This is a genomic window from Novosphingobium sp. BF6 (assembly GCF_058273105.1).
The window spans coordinates 1,105,959-1,124,072 of the sequence record NZ_CM177775.1 but is presented as its reverse complement, the minus strand read 5'-3'; the positions used below and the strand labels follow the sequence as shown (position 1 = coordinate 1,124,072).

Genomic DNA, 18,114 nt, shown 5'->3' with positions numbered 1-18,114 from the left:
ATGGCTGCGCCGCAGGGAGCGCACAACGGATAGGCGGCGCACAACGTCGCCAATTCCGAGGGTCTGGGGGATCATCCCCCAGGACTTCTCCCTTTCACTTCACTTGCTCGAATGAAAAACCGCAATAAAAAAGCGGCGCACCTTCCGGTACGCCGCCTTTTCGAACTCTGTCCGGCAAATCGAATCAGTACACGCGGGCCTTCGGCTTGATGTACTGAACGTCATCGGTGAGCGTATATTCGTGGACCGGGCGGTAATCGAGGCGGATTTCGCCGCCCTTGCCGCCCCAGCCGTCGAACCAGCCCACGGTATGCTTCATCCAGTTTGCGTCGTCGCGGTTCGGGAAGTCCTCGTGCGCGTGGGCGCCGCGGCTTTCCTTGCGCGCCTGGGCGCCGTGCAGCGTAACCGAGGCCTGCGAAATCAGGTTGTCGAGTTCCAGCGTTTCCACCAGGTCCGAGTTCCAGATCAGGCCGCGATCGGTGACCTTGATGTCGTTCATGCGCTGATAGGTCGCGGCAAGCTTTTCCTTGCCCTCGACCATGAGCTCGTCGGTGCGGAACACCGCCGCGTGGCCCGACATCGTGCGCTGCATCTCGGTGCGGACTTCCGCCGTCGACGAACCGCCGTTGGCATTGCGGAAGTGGTCCAGGCGGGTGAGCGCGAGGTCCGCCGAATCCTTGGGAAGCTCGGGCTGGTTGGCACCTGCCTTGACGATTTCCTTGAGACGGTGGCCGGTGGCGCGGCCGAAGACCACGAGGTCGATAAGCGAGTTCGAACCCAGGCGGTTGGCGCCGTGGACCGAGACGCAGGCCGCCTCACCCACTGCGAAGAGGCCCGGCACCACGGTGTCCGGATTGCCGTCCGGGCCGATGGTGACGACTTCGCCGTGGTAGTTACAGGGAATGCCGCCCATGTTGTAGTGCACGGTCGGGACGACCGGCAGCGGCTGGCGTGTAAGGTCCACGCCCGCGAAGATCTTTCCGCTTTCGGTGATGCCCGGCAGACGCTCGCCCAGCACCTTGGGATCGATGTGATCGAGGTGCAGGTAGATGTGGTCCTTGTGCGGGCCCACGCCGCGGCCTTCGCGGATTTCCATCGCCATCGAGCGCGAGACGACGTCGCGCGAGGCGAGGTCCTTCGCGGAAGGCGCGTAACGCTCCATGAAGCGCTCGCCCTCGGAATTCGTGAGGTAGCCGCCTTCGCCGCGCGCGCCTTCGGTGATGAGCACGCCCGCGCCGTAGATGCCGGTCGGGTGGAACTGCACGAATTCCATGTCCTGGAGCGGCAGGCCAGCACGCAGCACCATGCCGCCGCCGTCGCCGGTGCAGGTATGGGCCGAAGTGGCGGTGAAGTAGCTGCGGCCGTAGCCGCCGGTCGCCAGCACGACGGCTTGCGAACGGAAGCGATGGATCGAACCGTCATCCATGCAGAGCGCGATCACGCCGACGCACTTGCCGCCGTCCATGATCAGGTCGATGGCGAAGTATTCGATGAAGAAGTCCGCGTCGTACTTCAGCGACTGCTGGTAGAGCGCGTGCAGCATGGCGTGGCCGGTACGGTCCGCAGCGGCGCAAGTGCGCTGCACCGGCGGGCCTTCGCCCATGTTCTGCATGTGGCCGCCGAAGGGGCGCTGGTAGATCGTGCCGTCGGCATTGCGGCTGAAGGGCACGCCCGCGTGCTCCAACTCGTAGACCGCAGCCGGGGCTTCGCGCACCATGTATTCGATGGCGTCCTGGTCACCCAGCCAGTCCGACCCCTTGACGGTGTCGTACATGTGCCAGGTCCAGTGGTCCGGCGTGTTGTTGCAGAGCGAGGCGGCAATGCCGCCCTGCGCCGCGACGGTGTGCGAACGGGTGGGGAAGACCTTGGTGATGCACGCGGTCTTCAGGCCGGCTTCGGCCGAGCCCATCGTTGCGCGCAGACCCGAGCCACCGGCGCCGACGACGACGGTGTCATAGACGTGGTCGATGATTTTATAAGCAGGCGCGGACATTATGCATGTGCTCCCAGCGCGAGACGAATGACGCAGAAGGCGCCGAAGGCGATGCCGCTGCAGGCGGCAAGGTTCAGCGCGGCAATGCAGGCGAACTTGTTGGCGTGATCGTGGACATAGTCTTCGACCAGGACCTGGAGGCCGATGCGCGCGTGCCAGAACGTCGTGACGACGAGCAGGATCATCACCACGGCCGGAACCGGGCGGGCGATCCATTCGACCACGGTGGCATAGCTCAGATCGGGCAGAAGCAGGATCGAGACGGCCAGGAACAGGACCGAAAGCAGGTTGCCGATCGCGGTGAAGCGCTGGAGCAGCCAGTGGTGAACGCCGGTCTTTGCCGAGCCGAGGCCGCGCACGCGGCCGATGGAAGTTCCGTTACCCATGTTTCCCGTTCCTCAGCGAAGCAGCAGGATCGCCCAGAAGGCGACGGTGGCGAGCACGCCCAGGATCGGGCAGACGATCGACCAGGTCTTGTTCGTCTTGAGTTCGAAGCCCGCGCCGACATCGAGCACGAAGTGGCGAAGGCCGCTCATCATGTGGGTGAAGAACGCCCAGGAAATGCCCACGAGCACGACATAGCCGAGCGGCGAGGTCATGCACTTGGTGAGCAGTGCGTAAGCTTCGGGTCCGCCAGCCAGCGCCCCGAGCCACCACAGCAGCAGAGCGAGGCCGGCGAATGCCATGCCATCGCCCGTCACGCGGTGCAGAATCGAGACGAACATGTGAGGGCCCCAACGCCAGATCTGGAGATGGGGCGAAAGCGGACGGTTCCTGGTGCCGTCTTTGGCCATGGCTCTTTCGAATCCCTTTTGCCTTATGCAGCAGCCTCGAGGCTGCCCCTGTCGAAAGTCCCCTTAGACAAATCACGGCTTGGCGCAAGTTCCGCGAAGCACATCGCAGATGCATCCCGCACAAGCGTCCCCGACGATCAGTCAACTGCCGGTTCATCGCGATGTGGCCCACTGGTCAGAGAAGCGCAGGGGAATTAAAGCGCCGACAAAACATATCGTCCGCGAAAGCCCGTGCGCGAATCGCGCGGCTTTCGGTCGTATCCTTTCCGGCCGCCGCCAGACGGCCGATGCCCATGTCCGCTTCGACAGCCCCCTTCCCTGCGAGAAGGCCAGGTTCGAAGCCCAGGAGATCCGTTCGTGAGTTGGAAAATCACCGCCTTCGCCCCGCGCGCCACCATCGAGGCCGCCCTCGTCGCCCATGAAGACGCTTTCGACTGGGACGAGGGCATCGTCCTGTCCGGCAGCGAGATCGCCGAGGACAAGCCCGACGACTGGCAGCTCGAAGCCTGGTTCGCGGACGAACCGGGCGACACGGAGAAGCAGGCCATCGCCGCCCTCTTCCCCGGCGACGTGCCAGACTTCATCGTCGAGGAACTCCCGGAAACCGACTGGCTGGTGACGAGCCAGCAGGGTCTCGAACCGATCCGCGCCGGGCGTTTCTACGTGCATACCCCGGATCACCCGGCCAGCCAGGAACCCGGCGTGATCGATTTCGCGATCCCTGCCAGCCAGGCCTTCGGCACCGGCCAGCACGCGACGACCGCCGGATGCCTCGCCATGCTCACCCACATGAAGGCGCAGGGGCTGATCTTCCGCAACCATGCCGACATCGGCACCGGCACCGGCCTGCTCGCCTTCGCGGCGATGGCGCTCTGGCCTCGCGCGCTCGCGACCGCCAGCGACATCGACCAGGTCTGCGTCGGCGTGGTGGAAGACAATGCCGCCGCCAACGGCGTGAAGATGGGGCCGCGCGGCGGCGAACTGGTCATGACCGTGGCCGACGGCATGGACCACCCACTGATCGCGGCGCGCGGGCCTTACGACCTCATCATGGCGAATATCCTGGCCGGGCCGCTGGTCTCGCTCGCGCCGGACTTTGCGCGCTCGCTGGCACCGGGCGGCAGCCTCATCCTGGCGGGCCTGCTGGAAACCCAGGAAGAAGCCGTCCGCCGCGCCTGTCGCCGTGCCGGTCTGCGCCTTGCGGCCAGGCTGGTGAACGGCGACTGGTCGATCCTGTGGATGCGGGCGCGCCGCAAGTAGGCGCAGATGGAGACGGATGCGGGACCGGCCGGTTTCGCATCCCCGCGCGGCGCGCTACTCCATTCGGCGCAGCCTATGCACGTTAAGACTTATAAACGCGGCGCATAAGTATCGGCAGGAACTTCGCCAAAGCTTTATCCTTTTAATTCATAGGGCTAAGCAGGATAAGGCGGCTGCCCGTTAACCCATCGAATTAACTTCGAATTAAGGGTTTCCACCAAGAATTAAGGCCAAGGGGGGCTGGTAACAACAGCTCAAGAGGCCAACATGCTTCAATCTGATCTCGACCGGCCCCGGCTGGTCGTCGGACCCCTGGGTGAAGCTCTCGACAAGAGCAGCCTGCCGCCGCGCGGCACTTCTCGCTGGGTCGTTCGCCGCAAGGCGGAAGTCGTGGCGGCGGTGAACGGCGGCCTGCTGACGATTGCCGAGGCTTGCGACCGCTACGACCTCACGCTTGAGGAACTGGCATCCTGGCAACGCGCCGTCGAGCGCGAGGGCATGGCAGGACTGCGCGCCACCCGGGTTCAACATTATCGGCACCTGCACGAGCGGCAATCGCGCCGCGCCTGACAGGTCGTTCCGGACAACAAGGGCCGCCGGTATCGCACCGGCGGCCCTTCTCGTTTGCGCTGGTTGAACGGGTCTATCAGCCCGCCGCCTGCACGATCCGCGCCCATTCCGCCTCGTCGATCACGCGGATGCCGAGATCGGCGGCCTTCTTCAGCTTCGAACCCGCCCCCGGCCCCGCCACCAGAATGTCGGTCTTGGCCGAGATCGACCCCGCCGCCTTGGCGCCGAGCCGCTCGGCCTGGGCTTTCGCCTCGTCGCGGCTCATCGTCTCCAGCTTGCCGGTGAAGACCACGGTCTTGCCCGCGACTTCGCTGTCCACCGTCGCCACGACATAGGCGGGCGGCGAGACTTCGGAGAGAAGGTCGTCCCAAACCGCGCGGTTGTGCTCCTCGTGGAAGAAGTCGCCCAGCGCCTCGACCACCGCCGGGCCGATGCCGTCGATCGAGACCAGTTCCGAATAGGCCTCGCTCCCCGCCGCCGCGGCTTCCTCGCCTTCCTTGACGTGAGAGGCCTCGGCGATTTCCCGCAGGGCCGGAAGCGTCTCGAAGCGCTTGAGCAGATCGCGCGCGGTTACGGCACCGACATGGCGGATGCCGAGGCCGAACAGCAGCCGCGCGGCATCGGGGCTGCGCTTGCTTTCCACAGCTGCCAACAGGTTGTCCACCGACTTGTCCTTCCACCCGTCGAGCGCGAGAATCTCTTCGCGGCGCTTGCGCAGGCGGAAGATATCGGCGGGGCTTTCGAGCCAGCCCTTGGCGAAGAACTCGTCGATGGTCTTTTCGCCCAGCCCTTCGATATCGAGCGCGGCGCGGCTGACGAAATGCTTGAGCCGCTCGGTCCGCTGCGCCGGGCAGATCAGTCCGCCGGTGCAGCGCACATCGACCTCGCCTTCGGCGGCAACCGCTTCGCTGCCGCATTCCGGGCAGTGATCGGGGAAATCGAATGCGGGGCGCTCCACCTCGCGGGTAAGGTTGTCGACGACCTGCGGGATCACGTCACCCGCACGCTGGAGCACCACGGTATCCCCCGGACGAACCCCGAGGCGCCCGATCTCGTCGCGATTGTGCAGCGTGACATTGGTGACGGTGACGCCGCCGACCAGCACCGGCCTGAGCCGCCCGACCGGCGTGAGCTTGCCGGTGCGGCCGACCTGGATATCGATCGATTCGAGCGTGGTCTCGGCCCGCTCCGCCGGGAACTTGTGAGCCATGGCCCAGCGCGGCGCCTTGGCCACGAAGCCGAGGCGCTGCTGCCAGTCGAGTCTATCTACCTTGTAGACCACGCCGTCGATCTCGAAGGGCAGGCCCGCGCGTCCGTCGCGAATGGCGCGATAGGTGGTCAGCATCTCTTCCAGCGACCCGCAGAGCCGGAACTGCGGGGAGACCGGCAGCCCCCAGGATTCGATCCGGCGGATCACGTCGTGCTGGCTGGTGCCGGGCACGCGGCTCACCGCACCCCAGCCATGCGCCCAGAAGCGGAGCGGGCGCTTTGCCGTAACGCTGGCGTCCTTCTGGCGCAGCGATCCGGCGGCGGCATTGCGCGGGTTTGCAAATTGGCGGACCTTGCTCTCGTCGAAGGCCTCGCCCCTGCTCTCCGCCAGCGCGCGGGCTTCGGCCATCAGCGTCTCGTTGAGCGCGAGGAAGGCGCCCTTCTCCATGTAGACTTCGCCGCGCACCTCGAAGACCTCGGGAATATCCTCGCCCTTCAGTTCCTGCACCACGTCGGCGATATGGGCGACATTGGCGGTCACGTCCTCGCCGACCTGCCCGTCCCCGCGCGTCGCGGCGCGGACCAGCCTGCCGTGCTCGTAACGCAGCGAGCAGGACAGCCCATCGATCTTGTCTTCCGCCGTCACCAGCACCGTCTCTTCCGCCGGAAGCGACAGGAACCGCCGCACCCGGCCGACGAAATCGGCGACCTCTTCGTCGGTGAAGGCATTGTCGAGGCTCATCATGCGGACCTCGTGCGTCACCTTGGACAGCGGCGAGGCAGCGACTTCGTGGCCGACCTTGTTCGTCGGGCTGTCCGGGCGGACCAGATTCGGGAAAGCCGCCTCCAGTTCGGCATTGCGGCGGACGAGCGCGTCGTATTCGGCGTCCGATATCTCCGGCGCATCGTCGGCATGATAGAGGCGGTTGGCGCGGTTGATCTGGCGCGCCAGGCGCATCAATTCGTTGGCGGCTTCGGCTTCGTTGCTTGCGGGACTGGTCATGGCGCCGGGATAGGCCAGAGTGCAGCGGCTGGGAATTCCTCTTCGCGGTTAATCCCCTTCGATCGGATCGAATTCCAGATGGAGGCTGGCCAGCGCGCGCAGGATATAGGTCGGCTCATAATCGAAGTGCAGCGTGCCGTCCGGCCGGAGGTGGCGAGCCGACAGGCGAATGTGGCCCATGCGCGCGAGCAGGCGCTCGATGCTCGTCACGACCTCCCGTCGGGCGAGCGGTGCGCCGATGCAGGTATGCGCGCCGCGTCCGAAGGCGAGGTGCTCCTTGATCCTGGGCCGGTCCATGTCGAAACGATCCGGCTCCGGGAAGCGGGCGGGATCGCGGTTCGCCGCCATGTGCGAAAGCAGGATCGCCGTACCGGCCTTGATCTCCACCCCGCCCAGCACGGTCGTCTTCTGGCACATCCGCCCGCCGCTTTTCACCGAGCCGTCGAAACGCAGGACTTCCTCGACGAAAGCGGGGATGCGCGCCGGATCGTCGCGGAGCTGTTGCTGGATGTCCGGCCGGGTCGCGATGATCCGGAAGGCATTGGCAAGCAGGCGATTCGTCGTGTCCTGCCCCGCCCCGAACAGGAAGGCCGCCAGGCTCGTCAGGTCGACCAGCGACGGTCGACTGCCGTCCGGATAGCTGGCCTTCGCCAGTTCATCCAGAATATCCTCACGCGCCAGAAGCGCCCGCAGGGGCCGCATCAGCGGATGAGCGGCAAGCCGCCGCTGCGCGATCAGGCCGAACAGGCCCTTGCCCACCCCGACCAGCGGGTTCCTGAGCATATCCTCCTCGCGCGCATCCATCGGGACCGGGATCGCCCCTTCCAGCAGTCCGCGAAACCGGGCGCGCGTGCTTTCGGACAGGCCGAGCAGATCGGAGATCACCAATGTGCCGTAAGGTCCGCCGTACTGGCGCACGAGATCGACCCTGCCGTCGGCATGGAACTCGTCGATCAGGCCTTCCGCCGTCGCCAGCAGCTTGGGCTGGAGATCCTTCAACCGGCTCGGCGTGAAAAGGCGCGCGAGGATCGAGCGCAAGTCTGCATGTCGTGCGTTGTTTTCGGTGACGATCTGGTCGGCGAAGGGGATATCGCCCCGATGCGCTTCGAGCTGCGCTGCGATATCGTCTCCTTCCGGCGTGAACGGCAGGTCCGCCACCGGCCCGGTCACGGCATTGATCGAGGAGAAATGCTCGGTATCGAGCATGACCTGCACCGTTTCCTCGTATCCGGTCACGGCCACGGCATTGCGGTAAGGCAGACGCGCTACCGGCCCTTTGGCACGCAGAAAATCGAAGTAGGCGTGGGGATCATCGACCAGCGCGACATCGCTGTACCAGTCCGCGGTTTCATAGGACGCCGGATAAGCCAAGAACCTGCCCTCCCATATTTATGATCCTCACTGTATCATAATTGAACGGGTGGTCAACTCACCGGCCTGACGGCGGAAAGCTTTCACTCCCGCTTTGACGATGGCGCGGCTATGGCTTGGCGATGCCGACGATCATTCCGCCCGTGACCCCTGCCCTCCCGGCCGCCTTCGATATTCTCGGCATTGCCGTCTTCGCGCTGACCGGCGCGCTTTCGGCCGCGCAGATGCGGCAGACTTTCGTGACGATGGCGTTCTTCGCCTTCATGACCGGGGTCGGCGGCGGCACCTTGCGCGACCTGCTGATCGGCGCCCCGGTGTTCTGGGTGCGCGATCCCTTCGTGGTCCCGGCTTGCCTGACCGTAGCAGTCATCGCCTGGTTCACCCCGGTGCGCTGGTGGCAGGGGCGACTGCTCGAATGGGCCGACGCGATCGGCCTCACGGTCTATTCCGGTTTCGGCACGATCAAGGCGATGGCTTGGGGCGTCCCGCCGATCCCGGCGATCGTCATGGGCGTCGTCACCGGCTGCGTCGGCGGCATCGTGCGCGACGTGGTGGCCGGGCAGCCCTCGATCCTGATGCGCCCGGAACTCTACGTGACGGCAGGCGCGCTTACCGCAGCGACGGCAGCGGCGGGTCTCGCCCTGGGCTTCGCGCCGACACTGACATGGGCGATCGCCGCGAGCGCCGGTTTCGCCTTGCGCGGCGCGGCGATCCACTGGTCGCTCGGCCTGCCCGCCCACGAAGGCGCAGACTGAAGACCGGGCGAACAGTCGCCCGGTCCTCGGCCTCTGCTTACTTGGGCACTTGTAGCCCGGTCCATTGCGCGACGAACGAGAGCACGTCGGCGCTTTCCTCGATCACCTTGTCGGTCGGCTTGCCGGAGCCATGCCCGGCGCGCGTCTCGATGCGGATCAGGTGCGGCTTGTCGCCCAAGGGCGCGGCCTGGAGCGCGGCGGCGTACTTGAACGAGTGGCCGGGCACCACGCGGTCATCGGTATCCGCCGTCGTCACCAGGATCGCCGGATAGGCCTCGCCCGCCTTGATGTTGTGATAGGGCGAATAGGCGCGCAGCACCTTGAAGTCGGCCTCGCGGTCGGGATAGCCGTAGTCGTCCACCCAGTAGCGGCCCGCCGTGAAGCGGTCGAAGCGCAGCATGTCCATCACCCCGACCTGCGGAACGCCCGCCGCGAAGAGATCGGGCCGCTGGTTGAGCACCGCCCCGACCAGCAGGCCGCCGTTCGATCCGCCCTGCACCGCAAGACCGTCCTTCGCAGCGATCCCTTCCGCCTTCAGGTATTCGCCCGCAGCGATGAAGTCGTCGAAGACGTTCTGCTTGTTGGCCCGGCGACCGGCATCGTGCCATTCGCGGCCGTACTCGCCGCCGCCGCGCAAGTTCGCCATCGCGAACGCGCCGCCCGCCTGCACCCAGGCCATGCGGCTCGCGGAGAAGCCCGGCGTCAGCGAGATGTCGAAACCGCCGTAGCCATAGAGCAGGGTCGGCACCGGCTTGCCCGCCTTGGCCACGTCCTTGCGGCGCACTAGGAACATCGGCACCCGCGTGCCGTCCTTCGAGACATAGAAGCGCTGCTCGACCTGCACGTCGGCCGGATCGAAGTCCATCGCCGGCTCGGCGAAAGGCTCCGAAGCGCCGGTGTCGAGGTTCATCCGGAAAATCGACGCCGGGCGATTGAAGCTGGTGAACGAGTAGAACGTCTCCGGATCGCCCGGCTTGCCTCGGAAGCCAGAGGCCGTGCCGATACCGTTCAGCGCCAGCGCCCGCGCCGGCTTGCCGTCCAACCCGACGATCTCGGCATGGCTGGCGGCATCGCGCATGTAGTTGAGCACGAGCTGGCGGCCGACGATGCCCGCCTTTTCCAGAATGTCCTCGCGCTGCGGCACGACTTCGGTGAAAGCGGGATCGCGCGCCGAAAGATCGAAGCTCACCAGACGGTAGCGCGGCGCGTTTTCATTGGTGACGAACCAGAGCTTCTGCCCGGCCCCCTCGACGAGCCGCCAGTCGTCCTTGAAGCCGGTGACGATCGGATGCGCGGCCCAACCGTTCTTCGCCCGCTTCGACAGGTCGATCACCCGCACGTCGTAGCGCGAATCGGTGCCGATGTGAGAGGTGATGACGGCAAGCCGCCCGTCCTGCGTGACTTCCGCCGAGTGGCCGTAGTCAGGATGGTCCGGAGTCGCATAGACGAGTTCGTCCGCGCTCTGCGGCGTGCCGAGGCGGTGGAAGTAGATCGACTGGTTGTAATTGAGGCTCTGGAACGCCGCGCCTTCCTCCGGCGCCGGGAAGCGCGAATAGAGGAAGCCCTCGTCACCGATCCAGGCAAGGGCGCTGAACTTCACCCAGCGCAGCTCGTCTTCCAGGACCTTGCCGCTGGCGACATCCATCACATGGAGCACACGCCAGTCGCTGCCGCCGTCCTGCACGCTGTATAGCAGGTAACGGCCCTGCTGCGAGGGTTCCCAGGCGTCGAGCGCGGTCGCCCCGTCCTTGGCCCAGGCATTGGGATCGAGCAACAAGCGCGGCGCACCGTGAAGCGCCTCGCGGACGAAAAGCTGCGACTGGTTCTGAAGGCCGGTATTACGCGTGTAAAAATAGCGCTTCCCCGCCTTCACCGGGAGGCCGAAGCGCTCGAAATTCATCAGCGAACTGACCCACTGCTTGAACCAGTCACGCTGGGGCAGCTTTTCGAGGTAGGCTTCGGTGAAGCGGGATTCGCGGTCCACCCAGTCGGCAACCTTGGCATCATGCCGAACGTCGGCCTCAAGCCAGCGGTAGGGATCGGCGATGCGCTCCCCGAACAGGGTTTCTGCCACGTCGTCGCGGCGGGTTTCCGGGTAGTTCATAGTCGTCACCGTCTCGGCCGATACCGGCATGGCTGCAAGCAAACTCAACGTGGTTACGCACGCGATTGCACCTCGGGCCCCGCCGAGCCCACCCTTCCAAGGCATTCCATTCCCCTGAAACCAAAAAACAAAAGCGGCCGCGAGCCTAGCACTCGCGACCGCCCTTGCAATCTCCGGTCCGCCTCCCTGTGGAAAGCGGGCCTGCGTCAGCCTATCAGGCTTCGGCGTATTCGTTTTCCTCGGTCAGGACCGGACCCGAGTCCTTGCCCTTTTCCGAGGTGTCGCGGTCGACGAGTTCGATGATCGCGATCGGGGCGGCGTCCGAAGCGCGGATGCCGGCCTTGATGATGCGGGTGTAACCGCCGCTGCGACCGGCGTAACGCTCGGCGAGAACTTCGAAGAGCTTCTTTTCCTGCGCTTCGTCCATCAGACGAGCGTGGGCCAGACGACGGTTCGAAAGACCACCGTGCTTGGCAAGGGTGATGAGCTTTTCGAGGTAAGGACGCAGTTCCTTCGCCTTCGGCGTCGTGGTCTGGATCTGCTCGTGCTTGATGAGAGCAGCGGCCATGTTGCGCAGCAGGGCGGCGCGGTGACCCGAGGTGCGCTGAAGCTTGCGCTGGCCATATTTGTGACGCATGTCTTGTCTTCCTGTTTGTCAGGCAGCCGTTTCAGGTACTGCCTGCCGGGCGATGTGGTACGGCCACCGCCCAGAGCCGGTTCACTTGCGTGTGAAGGGCGCCCTCAATACGAAAACGGCGGAAGAGTCAAGGCTGGAGGCCTGATCCTGCCCCCAATAGCGCCAGAACCGGCGGCCCGAGCGTAAGCAGCCCGATCCCTGCAGCCGCTACCGACGCGATGAGGACCGCTCCGGCCGCCATGTCCTTGATACCACCGATTGCCTTGTCGAAGCCGGGTTCGACCCGGTCGCACAGGTCCTCGATGGCCGTGTTGAACGCCTCGGCCAGCCAGACGAGCGCCATTGCCAGAACCAGCCAGCGCCAGTCGCTTGCCGAAACCTTCAGGAACAGCCCCGTCCCCGCAACTGCGATCGAGGCAGCCAGGTGCAAACGGGCATTGTGCTCGCCGTAGACGAGCCTGCGCAAACCGCGCCAGGCATAGACGAAACTCCTCAGCCGAGCGGCAATACTGAAGCGATTCTGCGCAGCAAGCACTTCGGCGGGGATCACATCGGAAGGTTCGGCCATGCTCGGACCCTAAACCGCGGTCACGAGCTTCCGCCAGCCTAAAGAAAAGGCCCCGCGGTTTCCCGCGAGGCCCTCTTCAATTCGGTATCGGGAGTGCCGATCAGCCGAGCAGTTCCTGCTCCAGCTTCTTGGCCATCTCTTCGATGTTCTCGGGCGGCCAGCCCGGGATGTCCATGCCGAGGCGCAGGCCCATCGACGAAAGGACTTCCTTGATCTCGTTGAGCGACTTGCGGCCGAAGTTCGGCGTGCGCAGCATCTCGGCTTCGGTCTTCTGGACCAGATCGCCGATGTAGATGATGTTGTCGTTCTTGAGGCAGTTGGCCGAACGGACCGACAGTTCCAGCTCGTCCACCTTCTTGAGAAGGTAGCGGTTGAGCTGATTGGTGTCGCTCTCTTCCGAAGCGGCAGCACCGCCAGCAGCCATGCCGATCATCGGCGACTGACCAACCGGAGCGATGTCCTCGAAGTGGACGAACAGCGCCAGCTGGTCCTGGAGGATGCGCGCGGCATAAGCCACGGCGTCTTCCGGAGCAACGGTGCCGTCGGTCTCGACGGTGAGGCTCAGCTTGTCGAAGTCGAGCTCCTGGCCGATACGGGCGTTCTCGACCTTGTAGCTGACCTGGCGGACCGGCGAGTAGAGCGAGTCGACCGGGATCAGACCGATCGGCGCGTCAACCGGACGGTTCGACACGGCGGGGACGTAGCCCTTGCCGGTGTCGGCGGTCAGTTCCATGTTGAGCGTCGCACCTTCGTCGAGGTGGCAGATCACGAGGTCCTTGTTCATGACCTCGATGTCACCCGAGACGGCGATGTCGCCGGCCTTCACAGCCGCCGGACCCGTGGCCGAGAGCTGGAGACGCTTCGGGCCTTCACCCTGCATCTTGAGAGCGATCTGCTTGACGTTCAGGACGATGTCCGTGACGTCCTCGCGCACACCGGCAAGCGACGAGAATTCGTGCAGCACGTTCTCGATCTTGATCGAGGTGATCGCGGCGCCCTGAAGCGAGGAGAGCAGCACGCGGCGCAGCGCATTGCCGAGCGTCAGACCGAAGCCACGCTCCAGCGGTTCGGCAACGAACGTCGCCTTCAGTTTGGGGTCGGGTCCCGGCTTGATCTCAAGGCTGTTCGGCTTCTTGAGTTCCTGCCAGTTCTTGATGTTGACAGTCATGGACTTCCCCTGGGAGTGATGGCGGTTACGCCCCGAGGCCCGGTGGAGGGGCCTGGGACGTTCCGAAGCCGGACAGCGACCGGTTCGCCGTCCGGATTAGCTCGATCAGACGCGGCGACGCTTGGAAGGACGCACGCCATTGTGCGGGATCGGCGTCACATCGCGGATCGAGGTAATGGTGAAGCCGACAGCCTGGAGGGCGCGCAGGGCGCTCTCACGGCCCGAACCCGGACCCTTGACTTCGACTTCGAGAGTGCGGACGCCGTGCTCGGCGGCCTTCTTGCCGGCATCGTCGGCAGCAACCTGGGCGGCATAGGGAGTCGACTTGCGGCTGCCCTTGAAGCCCATCATGCCGGCCGAGGACCACGAGATTGCGTTGCCCTGGGCGTCGGTGATGGTCACCATGGTGTTGTTGAAGCTTGCATTCACGTGCGCGATGCCGCTCGTGATGTTCTTGCGCTCGCGGCGCTTAATGCGCTGAGGTTCGCGTGCCATATCCGTATATCCTGTCGAAAAATCGCTGAGGGAAACCGACTGGGCCGATCGCTCGGCCCCAGCGGCTTACTTCTTCTTGCCGGCGATCGGCTTGGCCTTGCCCTTGCGGGTGCGCGCATTGGTGTGCGTGCGCTGGCCACGAACCGGCAGACCCTTGCGGTGACGCAGGCCACGGTAGCAAGCGAGGTCCATGAGACGCTTGATGTTCATCGCGGTTTCGCGACGAAGGTCACCTTCGACCGTGTGGTCGGCGTCGATGGTTTCGCGGATCTGCAGGACTTCGGCGTCCGACAGGTCCTGTACGCGGCGGCTGTGATCGATGCCGAGCTTGTCGGCGATTTCGAGAGCCTTGGTACGACCGATACCATGGATGTAGGTGAGCGCGATGATAACGCGCTTGTTGGTGGGGAGGTTTACCCCGGCAATACGAGCCACTTAATTCTCCATGCTCCACAGGGAGCGCCCTAAGGGACGAGCCCTATCTCAACGCTTATTCACCCGCCAGGCGTAAATGACAAAAGTCCGTCAGGCAGCACACACGATGCCAACGCCATCCGGACCAGCCGAAACCTTTTGAGTGAAGGGCGCGCATAAAACGATTCGCAAGGCAAGTCAATCCTTGCGAGTTGTGGTCGCTCGATCCCGGCCCGTCATCGAACCCGAGAGAGCGACTGCGCACAAACCGTGTACCGTATCCGCGAAGTTTAGTCAAAGAATCGGCAAGTGTTGCAAGACGATGCGCTGCCTCGCGGGCTCCGAGGCGCCGTTACCGCCGCCTTACTGCGCCGCCTCCGGCTCGATCCGGCCGCCAAGCTTGCGGGTTAGACGCTCGATCTGCGAACCCAGCACGGAATCGACGGCCGGCGCGACTCGGGAAAGCCCGGCCCGCAAATAGCCGCCCACGACATATTCGACGACAACCCGCGTGCCGCCTTGCCCATTGCCTTGGATCGGCGAGAGACTGAAGGTCATCGTGCCCTGCACCGCATCGGCCTGGAGCGGACCAAGCGCCCCGCTCATGCGCAGCAGCCTGCCTTTGTCGGCATGGATCACGCGCATGTGCTCGACACTGCCGCGATCGCCCGCACCTGCGCCCTCTCCTTCGCTCGCCGGAAGCCTTTCGCAGAAGCAGCCGCCCGCGCGCGGATCGATAGTCAGATTGGCAGTGTCACCGGAATAGCTGTGCGCGCCGTCCCACCACGATGCGGGGGTAACCAGAACATTCCATGCCTGTTCGGGAGAACCGGGCACCGTGGCGACATAGCGCAGCACGATGCCCTGATCCGAGGTCTCGGCGACCCGCGCCTGGGCGGATGGCCCTAAGAAAGCACCTGCCGCCAGAACGGCAACGAGACGAAAACCGGCGCTTCCCATTGCAAGTCCCCTGTTACCGGCCGAACCGAAGGCCCGGCCGGTTATGTCAGGACTTGAAAACAGCTTCAATCGCTGCGGAAACGTGATCCATGTCCGCCATGCCGTCCACCTTGGCGACGATCCCGCGCGCCTCGTAGATCGGCAGGATCGGCGCAGTCTTGGCGCGGTATTCGGCCAGACGGGTACGGACCGTCTCCGCATTGTCGTCGGGACGGCGCTTGAACTCGGTGCCGCCGCACTTGTCGCAGACACCCGGAACCTTCGGCTGTTCGAACTTGTCGTGGTAGCCTTTGCCGCACGTGGCGCAAGTGAAGCGGCCGGTGATGCGCTCGACCAGTGCATCCTCGTTCACTTCCAGCTCGACGACGTGATCGAGCTTGCGACCCCGCTGCGCCAGGATCGCGTCCAGCGATTCGGCCTGGGCGGCCGTGCGCGGATAGCCGTCGAAGATAGCGCCGGTGTCGGCACCCATCGCATCGAGCTCGTCGCCGATCAGCGCCGAGACGATGGAGTCGGAAACAAGCTCGCCCCGCTCCATCACCGCCTTGGCTTCGAGGCCCGTGGGCGTACCCGCCTTGACGGCGGCGCGCAGCATGTCGCCGGTCGAGAGCTGGCGCATGCCGTGGCGCTCGACCAGACGCTGCGCCTGGGTCCCCTTGCCCGCCCCCGGCGGGCCCAACAGGATGATATTCACGTCTTACCCCTCATCTGTCCCTGAATGCGCCCTCAGCGCATGCGGCCCTTCAGTTTCGCCTTCTTGATCAGGTCGCCGTACTGGTGCGCCAGCAGGTGCGACTGGATCTGGGTGATCGTATCGACGGTGACGTTGACGACGATCAGCAGGCTCGTCCCACCCATGAACAGCAGCGGCAGACCGGTCATCGAGAGGAAGTACTCGGGAACGGTGCAGACGATGGTCAGGTAGATCGCGCCGATCACGGTCACGCGGGTCAGCACGTAATCGAGATAGTTCGCGGTGTTCTTGCCCGGACGGATACCGGGGATGAAGCCGCCGTTCTTCTTCAGGTTCTCGGCCGTTTCCTCGGGATTGAAGACGACGGCGGTGTAGAAGAACGAGAAGAAGATGATGCCGGCTGCATAGAGCAGCATGTAGAGCGGCTTGCCGTGACCGAGGTACTGGTTGAGCGCGATCACGATCTTGCCGCCGGTCGATTCGGGATTGAGCGACTTGCCCGCAAACTGGGTGATCGTAAGCGGCAGCAGCAGCAGCGAGCTGGCGAAGATCGGCGGGATCACGCCCGCGGTGTTGATCTTCAGCGGCAGGTGGCTGCGATCGGCCTGCATCATGCCGCGCTGGGTCGCGCGCTTGGGATACTGGATCAGCAGGCGGCGCTGCGCGCGCTCGGCAAAGCAGATCATCAGGATCATCGCCACGATCAGGACGATCAGCGAGATGATGAGGATCGAACCGGTGTCACCGGCGCTGTAGGCCTGGCCGACATTGCTGGCGAACGTCGGCATCTGCGCGACGATACCGGCCATGATGATCAGCGAAACGCCGTTACCGATACCGCGCGAGGTGATCTGCTCACCCAGCCACAGCAGGAACATCGTGCCGCCGACCAGCGAGATCACCGCACCGATTCGGAACACCATGCCCGGGTCGACCACGGCCTGGAGACCGCTGGACGCACCGTAGGCTTCGAGGCTCACCGCCAGGAACCAGCCCTGGATCGCGCAGAGCAGTACGGCGCCGTAGCGCGTGTACTGGTTCAGCTTCTTGCGACCGGCCTCGCCTTCCTTCTTCAGCGCGACGAGCGCGGGATGAAGCGAGGCCGCAAGCTGCACGACGATCGAGCTGGTGATGTAAGGCATCACACCCAGCGCGATCAGGCTCATGCGCGAAAGCGAACCGCCCGAGAAAGTGTTGAAGAGATCGAGAATACCGCCCTGGGTCTTGCTGTAGAGCTGCGACAGAATCAGAGGATTCACGCCGGGCAGCGGTACGAAGCTGAGGAAGCGGAAAACGATCAGGGCGCCGATGGTGAACCAGATTCGGTTCTTGAGCTCGGTCGCCTTCGAGAAGTTGGCCAGGCTCAGTGTGCTGGCGATATTGTCGGCGCGGGAAGCCATGACGATTTGTAAAGCCTCGATAGTCGGTTCGGGTCTGCCTTAGCGACTGCAAGAAGGCTTGTCGAACCCCGGTTCTGGTCCGCTCATATAGACATTCGCGCCGTGCCTGAAAGGCCTTGTCTGAAAGACCTGCCCGGGAAGGGCACTTGCGGGAAGTCTGAATGAAGAGAGGGCGAAGCGCATGGCGCCCGCCCTCTCCCTATGAGCATATCGCGTTCGCGATGCCTCAGGCCTCGGCGGCTTCCTTGGCAGGAAGGATCACCGAACCACCGGCCTTCTCAACCGCGGCGACGGCGCTCTTCGAAGCACCGGCAACGTTGAACTCGACCTTCTCGGTCAGTTCACCCTTGGCGAGGAGGCGGACGCCGTCCTTGCCGCCACGGGCCAGGCCGGCAGCCTGGAGAACGGCGTGATCGACGACGCCCGAGATGTCGAGCTTGCCCGATTCGATCGCCTTCTGGATCATGCCGAGGTTCACTTCTGCGTAGTCCTTGGCGAACTTCTTGTTCGAGAAGCCGCGCTTCGGAAGACGCATGTGAAGCGGCATCTGGCCGCCTTCGAAGCCGTTGATCGAGACGCCCGAACGTGCCTTGGCACCCTTCTGGCCGCGGCCAGCGGTCTTGCCCTTGCCCGAGCCGATGCCGCGACCGACGCGGATACGACGGTGACGGGCGCCAGCATTGTCGCGGATATCATTCAGTTTCATAGTCTGCACTCGC

The 18,114-nt window shown here is 64.7% G+C and carries 19 protein-coding genes; 4 read left to right on the top strand and 15 right to left on the bottom strand.

From position 1 onward, the window contains the following. Positions 1-184 precede the first annotated feature (184 nt). The 3 genes from sdhA to sdhC are packed head-to-tail and all read right to left on the bottom strand — an operon-like array spanning position 185 to position 2,787. Entirely contained in the window at positions 185-1,993 is a 1,809-nt protein-coding gene (sdhA, locus tag AC4D6D_RS05550) for a succinate dehydrogenase flavoprotein subunit (RefSeq protein WP_147219156.1), read from the bottom strand. Further along, on the bottom strand, positions 1,993-2,379 hold the full coding sequence (gene sdhD / locus AC4D6D_RS05545) for a succinate dehydrogenase, hydrophobic membrane anchor protein (protein ID WP_147219154.1): 387 nt from the start codon (positions 2,377-2,379) through the stop codon (positions 1,993-1,995). The genes sdhA and sdhD overlap by 1 nt, the downstream gene beginning before the upstream one ends. 12 nt (positions 2,380-2,391) lie before the next feature. Then, positions 2,392-2,787 (bottom strand): succinate dehydrogenase, cytochrome b556 subunit, encoded by a 396-nt coding sequence (gene sdhC, locus AC4D6D_RS05540; RefSeq protein WP_147219152.1) that lies wholly within the window; start codon positions 2,785-2,787, stop codon positions 2,392-2,394. A gap of 109 nt (positions 2,788-2,896) precedes the next feature. On the opposite strand from sdhC, the gene AC4D6D_RS05535 reads away from it, so the two are divergent. The 3 genes from AC4D6D_RS05535 to sciP all read left to right on the top strand — a co-directional run bounded on the left by AC4D6D_RS05535 (position 2,897) and on the right by sciP (position 4,617). Further along, positions 2,897-3,148: a hypothetical protein gene (locus tag AC4D6D_RS05535; RefSeq protein WP_491326820.1), complete on the top strand. Its 252-nt coding sequence runs from the start codon at positions 2,897-2,899 to the stop codon at positions 3,146-3,148. Next, positions 3,145-4,047 carry a 50S ribosomal protein L11 methyltransferase gene (locus tag AC4D6D_RS05530; protein ID WP_491326819.1) on the top strand — a complete coding sequence of 301 codons (903 nt, stop codon included), beginning with the start codon at positions 3,145-3,147 and terminating at the stop codon, positions 4,045-4,047. The genes AC4D6D_RS05535 and AC4D6D_RS05530 overlap by 4 nt, the downstream gene beginning before the upstream one ends. A gap of 267 nt (positions 4,048-4,314) precedes the next feature. Next, positions 4,315-4,617 carry a CtrA inhibitor SciP gene (gene sciP, locus AC4D6D_RS05525; protein WP_147219146.1) on the top strand — a complete coding sequence of 101 codons (303 nt, stop codon included), beginning with the start codon at positions 4,315-4,317 and terminating at the stop codon, positions 4,615-4,617. 76 nt (positions 4,618-4,693) lie between these two features. Here the strand turns inward: sciP and ligA are convergent, their stop codons facing one another. Both ligA and AC4D6D_RS05515 read right to left on the bottom strand, forming a co-directional pair. Further along, positions 4,694-6,829, bottom strand: coding sequence for an NAD-dependent DNA ligase LigA (gene ligA, locus AC4D6D_RS05520; protein WP_491326818.1), 2,136 nt, complete (start codon positions 6,827-6,829; stop codon positions 4,694-4,696). 48 nt (positions 6,830-6,877) lie between these two features. Next, complete coding sequence (locus tag AC4D6D_RS05515) at positions 6,878-8,200, bottom strand: cytochrome P450 (RefSeq protein ID WP_491326817.1); 1,323 nt, start codon at positions 8,198-8,200, stop codon at positions 6,878-6,880. Positions 8,201-8,322: 122 nt separating this feature from the next. Between AC4D6D_RS05515 and AC4D6D_RS05510 the strand changes: the two genes are divergently transcribed. Next, positions 8,323-8,955 (top strand): trimeric intracellular cation channel family protein, encoded by a 633-nt coding sequence (locus tag AC4D6D_RS05510; protein WP_147219140.1) that lies wholly within the window; start codon positions 8,323-8,325, stop codon positions 8,953-8,955. A 37-nt stretch (positions 8,956-8,992) separates the two neighbouring features. Here the strand turns inward: AC4D6D_RS05510 and AC4D6D_RS05505 are convergent, their stop codons facing one another. From AC4D6D_RS05505 to rplO, 10 genes are all read right to left on the bottom strand, one after another. Beyond that, complete coding sequence (locus AC4D6D_RS05505) at positions 8,993-11,059, bottom strand: prolyl oligopeptidase family serine peptidase (protein ID WP_491326816.1); 2,067 nt, start codon at positions 11,057-11,059, stop codon at positions 8,993-8,995. Positions 11,060-11,273: 214 nt separating this feature from the next. Beyond that, entirely contained in the window at positions 11,274-11,696 is a 423-nt protein-coding gene (rplQ, locus tag AC4D6D_RS05500; RefSeq protein ID WP_491326815.1) for a 50S ribosomal protein L17, read from the bottom strand. Between the two features lie 127 nt (positions 11,697-11,823). Continuing rightward, positions 11,824-12,264, bottom strand: coding sequence for a diacylglycerol kinase family protein (locus tag AC4D6D_RS05495; protein WP_491326814.1), 441 nt, complete (start codon positions 12,262-12,264; stop codon positions 11,824-11,826). Positions 12,265-12,364: 100 nt separating this feature from the next. Next, positions 12,365-13,432 (bottom strand): DNA-directed RNA polymerase subunit alpha, encoded by a 1,068-nt coding sequence (locus AC4D6D_RS05490; RefSeq protein WP_334185177.1) that lies wholly within the window; start codon positions 13,430-13,432, stop codon positions 12,365-12,367. Between the two features lie 105 nt (positions 13,433-13,537). Beyond that, the gene (gene rpsK / locus AC4D6D_RS05485; RefSeq protein WP_007011846.1) at positions 13,538-13,927 is read right to left on the bottom strand and encodes a 30S ribosomal protein S11; all 390 of its coding nucleotides are present in this window, start codon (positions 13,925-13,927) and stop codon (positions 13,538-13,540) included. 66 nt (positions 13,928-13,993) lie between these two features. Next, entirely contained in the window at positions 13,994-14,362 is a 369-nt protein-coding gene (rpsM, locus tag AC4D6D_RS05480) for a 30S ribosomal protein S13 (RefSeq protein ID WP_147219131.1), read from the bottom strand. Between the two features lie 342 nt (positions 14,363-14,704). Beyond that, the gene (locus AC4D6D_RS05475) at positions 14,705-15,301 is read right to left on the bottom strand and encodes an SRPBCC family protein (RefSeq protein WP_491326813.1); all 597 of its coding nucleotides are present in this window, start codon (positions 15,299-15,301) and stop codon (positions 14,705-14,707) included. Positions 15,302-15,347: 46 nt separating this feature from the next. Further along, positions 15,348-15,995: an adenylate kinase gene (locus AC4D6D_RS05470; protein ID WP_147219127.1), complete on the bottom strand. Its 648-nt coding sequence runs from the start codon at positions 15,993-15,995 to the stop codon at positions 15,348-15,350. 32 nt (positions 15,996-16,027) lie between these two features. Next, positions 16,028-17,395, bottom strand: coding sequence for a preprotein translocase subunit SecY (gene secY / locus AC4D6D_RS05465; protein WP_147219125.1), 1,368 nt, complete (start codon positions 17,393-17,395; stop codon positions 16,028-16,030). 226 nt (positions 17,396-17,621) lie between these two features. Next, positions 17,622-18,101, bottom strand: coding sequence for a 50S ribosomal protein L15 (gene rplO, locus AC4D6D_RS05460; RefSeq protein ID WP_021233426.1), 480 nt, complete (start codon positions 18,099-18,101; stop codon positions 17,622-17,624). Positions 18,102-18,114: the final 13 nt, after the last annotated feature.

Excerpts from the sequence above, each read along its gene's own strand:
- sdhD (WP_147219154.1), bottom strand. The coding sequence starts at position 2,379 with ATGGGTAACGGAACTTCCATCGGCCGCGTGCGCGGCCTCGGCTCGGCA.
- sdhA (WP_147219156.1), bottom strand. The coding sequence starts at position 1,993 with ATGTCCGCGCCTGCTTATAAAATCATCGACCACGTCTATGACACCGTC.
- AC4D6D_RS05505 (WP_491326816.1), bottom strand. The coding sequence starts at position 11,059 with ATGAACTACCCGGAAACCCGCCGCGACGACGTGGCAGAAACCCTGTTC.
- AC4D6D_RS05490 (WP_334185177.1), bottom strand. The coding sequence starts at position 13,432 with ATGACTGTCAACATCAAGAACTGGCAGGAACTCAAGAAGCCGAACAGC.
- rplO (WP_021233426.1), bottom strand. The coding sequence starts at position 18,101 with ATGAAACTGAATGATATCCGCGACAATGCTGGCGCCCGTCACCGTCGT.
- secY (WP_147219125.1), bottom strand. The coding sequence starts at position 17,395 with ATGGCTTCCCGCGCCGACAATATCGCCAGCACACTGAGCCTGGCCAAC.
- AC4D6D_RS05475 (WP_491326813.1), bottom strand. The coding sequence starts at position 15,301 with ATGGGAAGCGCCGGTTTTCGTCTCGTTGCCGTTCTGGCGGCAGGTGCT.
- sciP (WP_147219146.1), top strand. The coding sequence starts at position 4,315 with ATGCTTCAATCTGATCTCGACCGGCCCCGGCTGGTCGTCGGACCCCTG.
- rpsK (WP_007011846.1), bottom strand. The coding sequence starts at position 13,927 with ATGGCACGCGAACCTCAGCGCATTAAGCGCCGCGAGCGCAAGAACATC.
- rplQ (WP_491326815.1), bottom strand. The coding sequence starts at position 11,696 with ATGCGTCACAAATATGGCCAGCGCAAGCTTCAGCGCACCTCGGGTCAC.
- AC4D6D_RS05535 (WP_491326820.1), top strand. The coding sequence starts at position 2,897 with ATGCATCCCGCACAAGCGTCCCCGACGATCAGTCAACTGCCGGTTCAT.
- AC4D6D_RS05510 (WP_147219140.1), top strand. The coding sequence starts at position 8,323 with ATGCCGACGATCATTCCGCCCGTGACCCCTGCCCTCCCGGCCGCCTTC.
- ligA (WP_491326818.1), bottom strand. The coding sequence starts at position 6,829 with ATGACCAGTCCCGCAAGCAACGAAGCCGAAGCCGCCAACGAATTGATG.
- AC4D6D_RS05495 (WP_491326814.1), bottom strand. The coding sequence starts at position 12,264 with ATGGCCGAACCTTCCGATGTGATCCCCGCCGAAGTGCTTGCTGCGCAG.
- sdhC (WP_147219152.1), bottom strand. The coding sequence starts at position 2,787 with ATGGCCAAAGACGGCACCAGGAACCGTCCGCTTTCGCCCCATCTCCAG.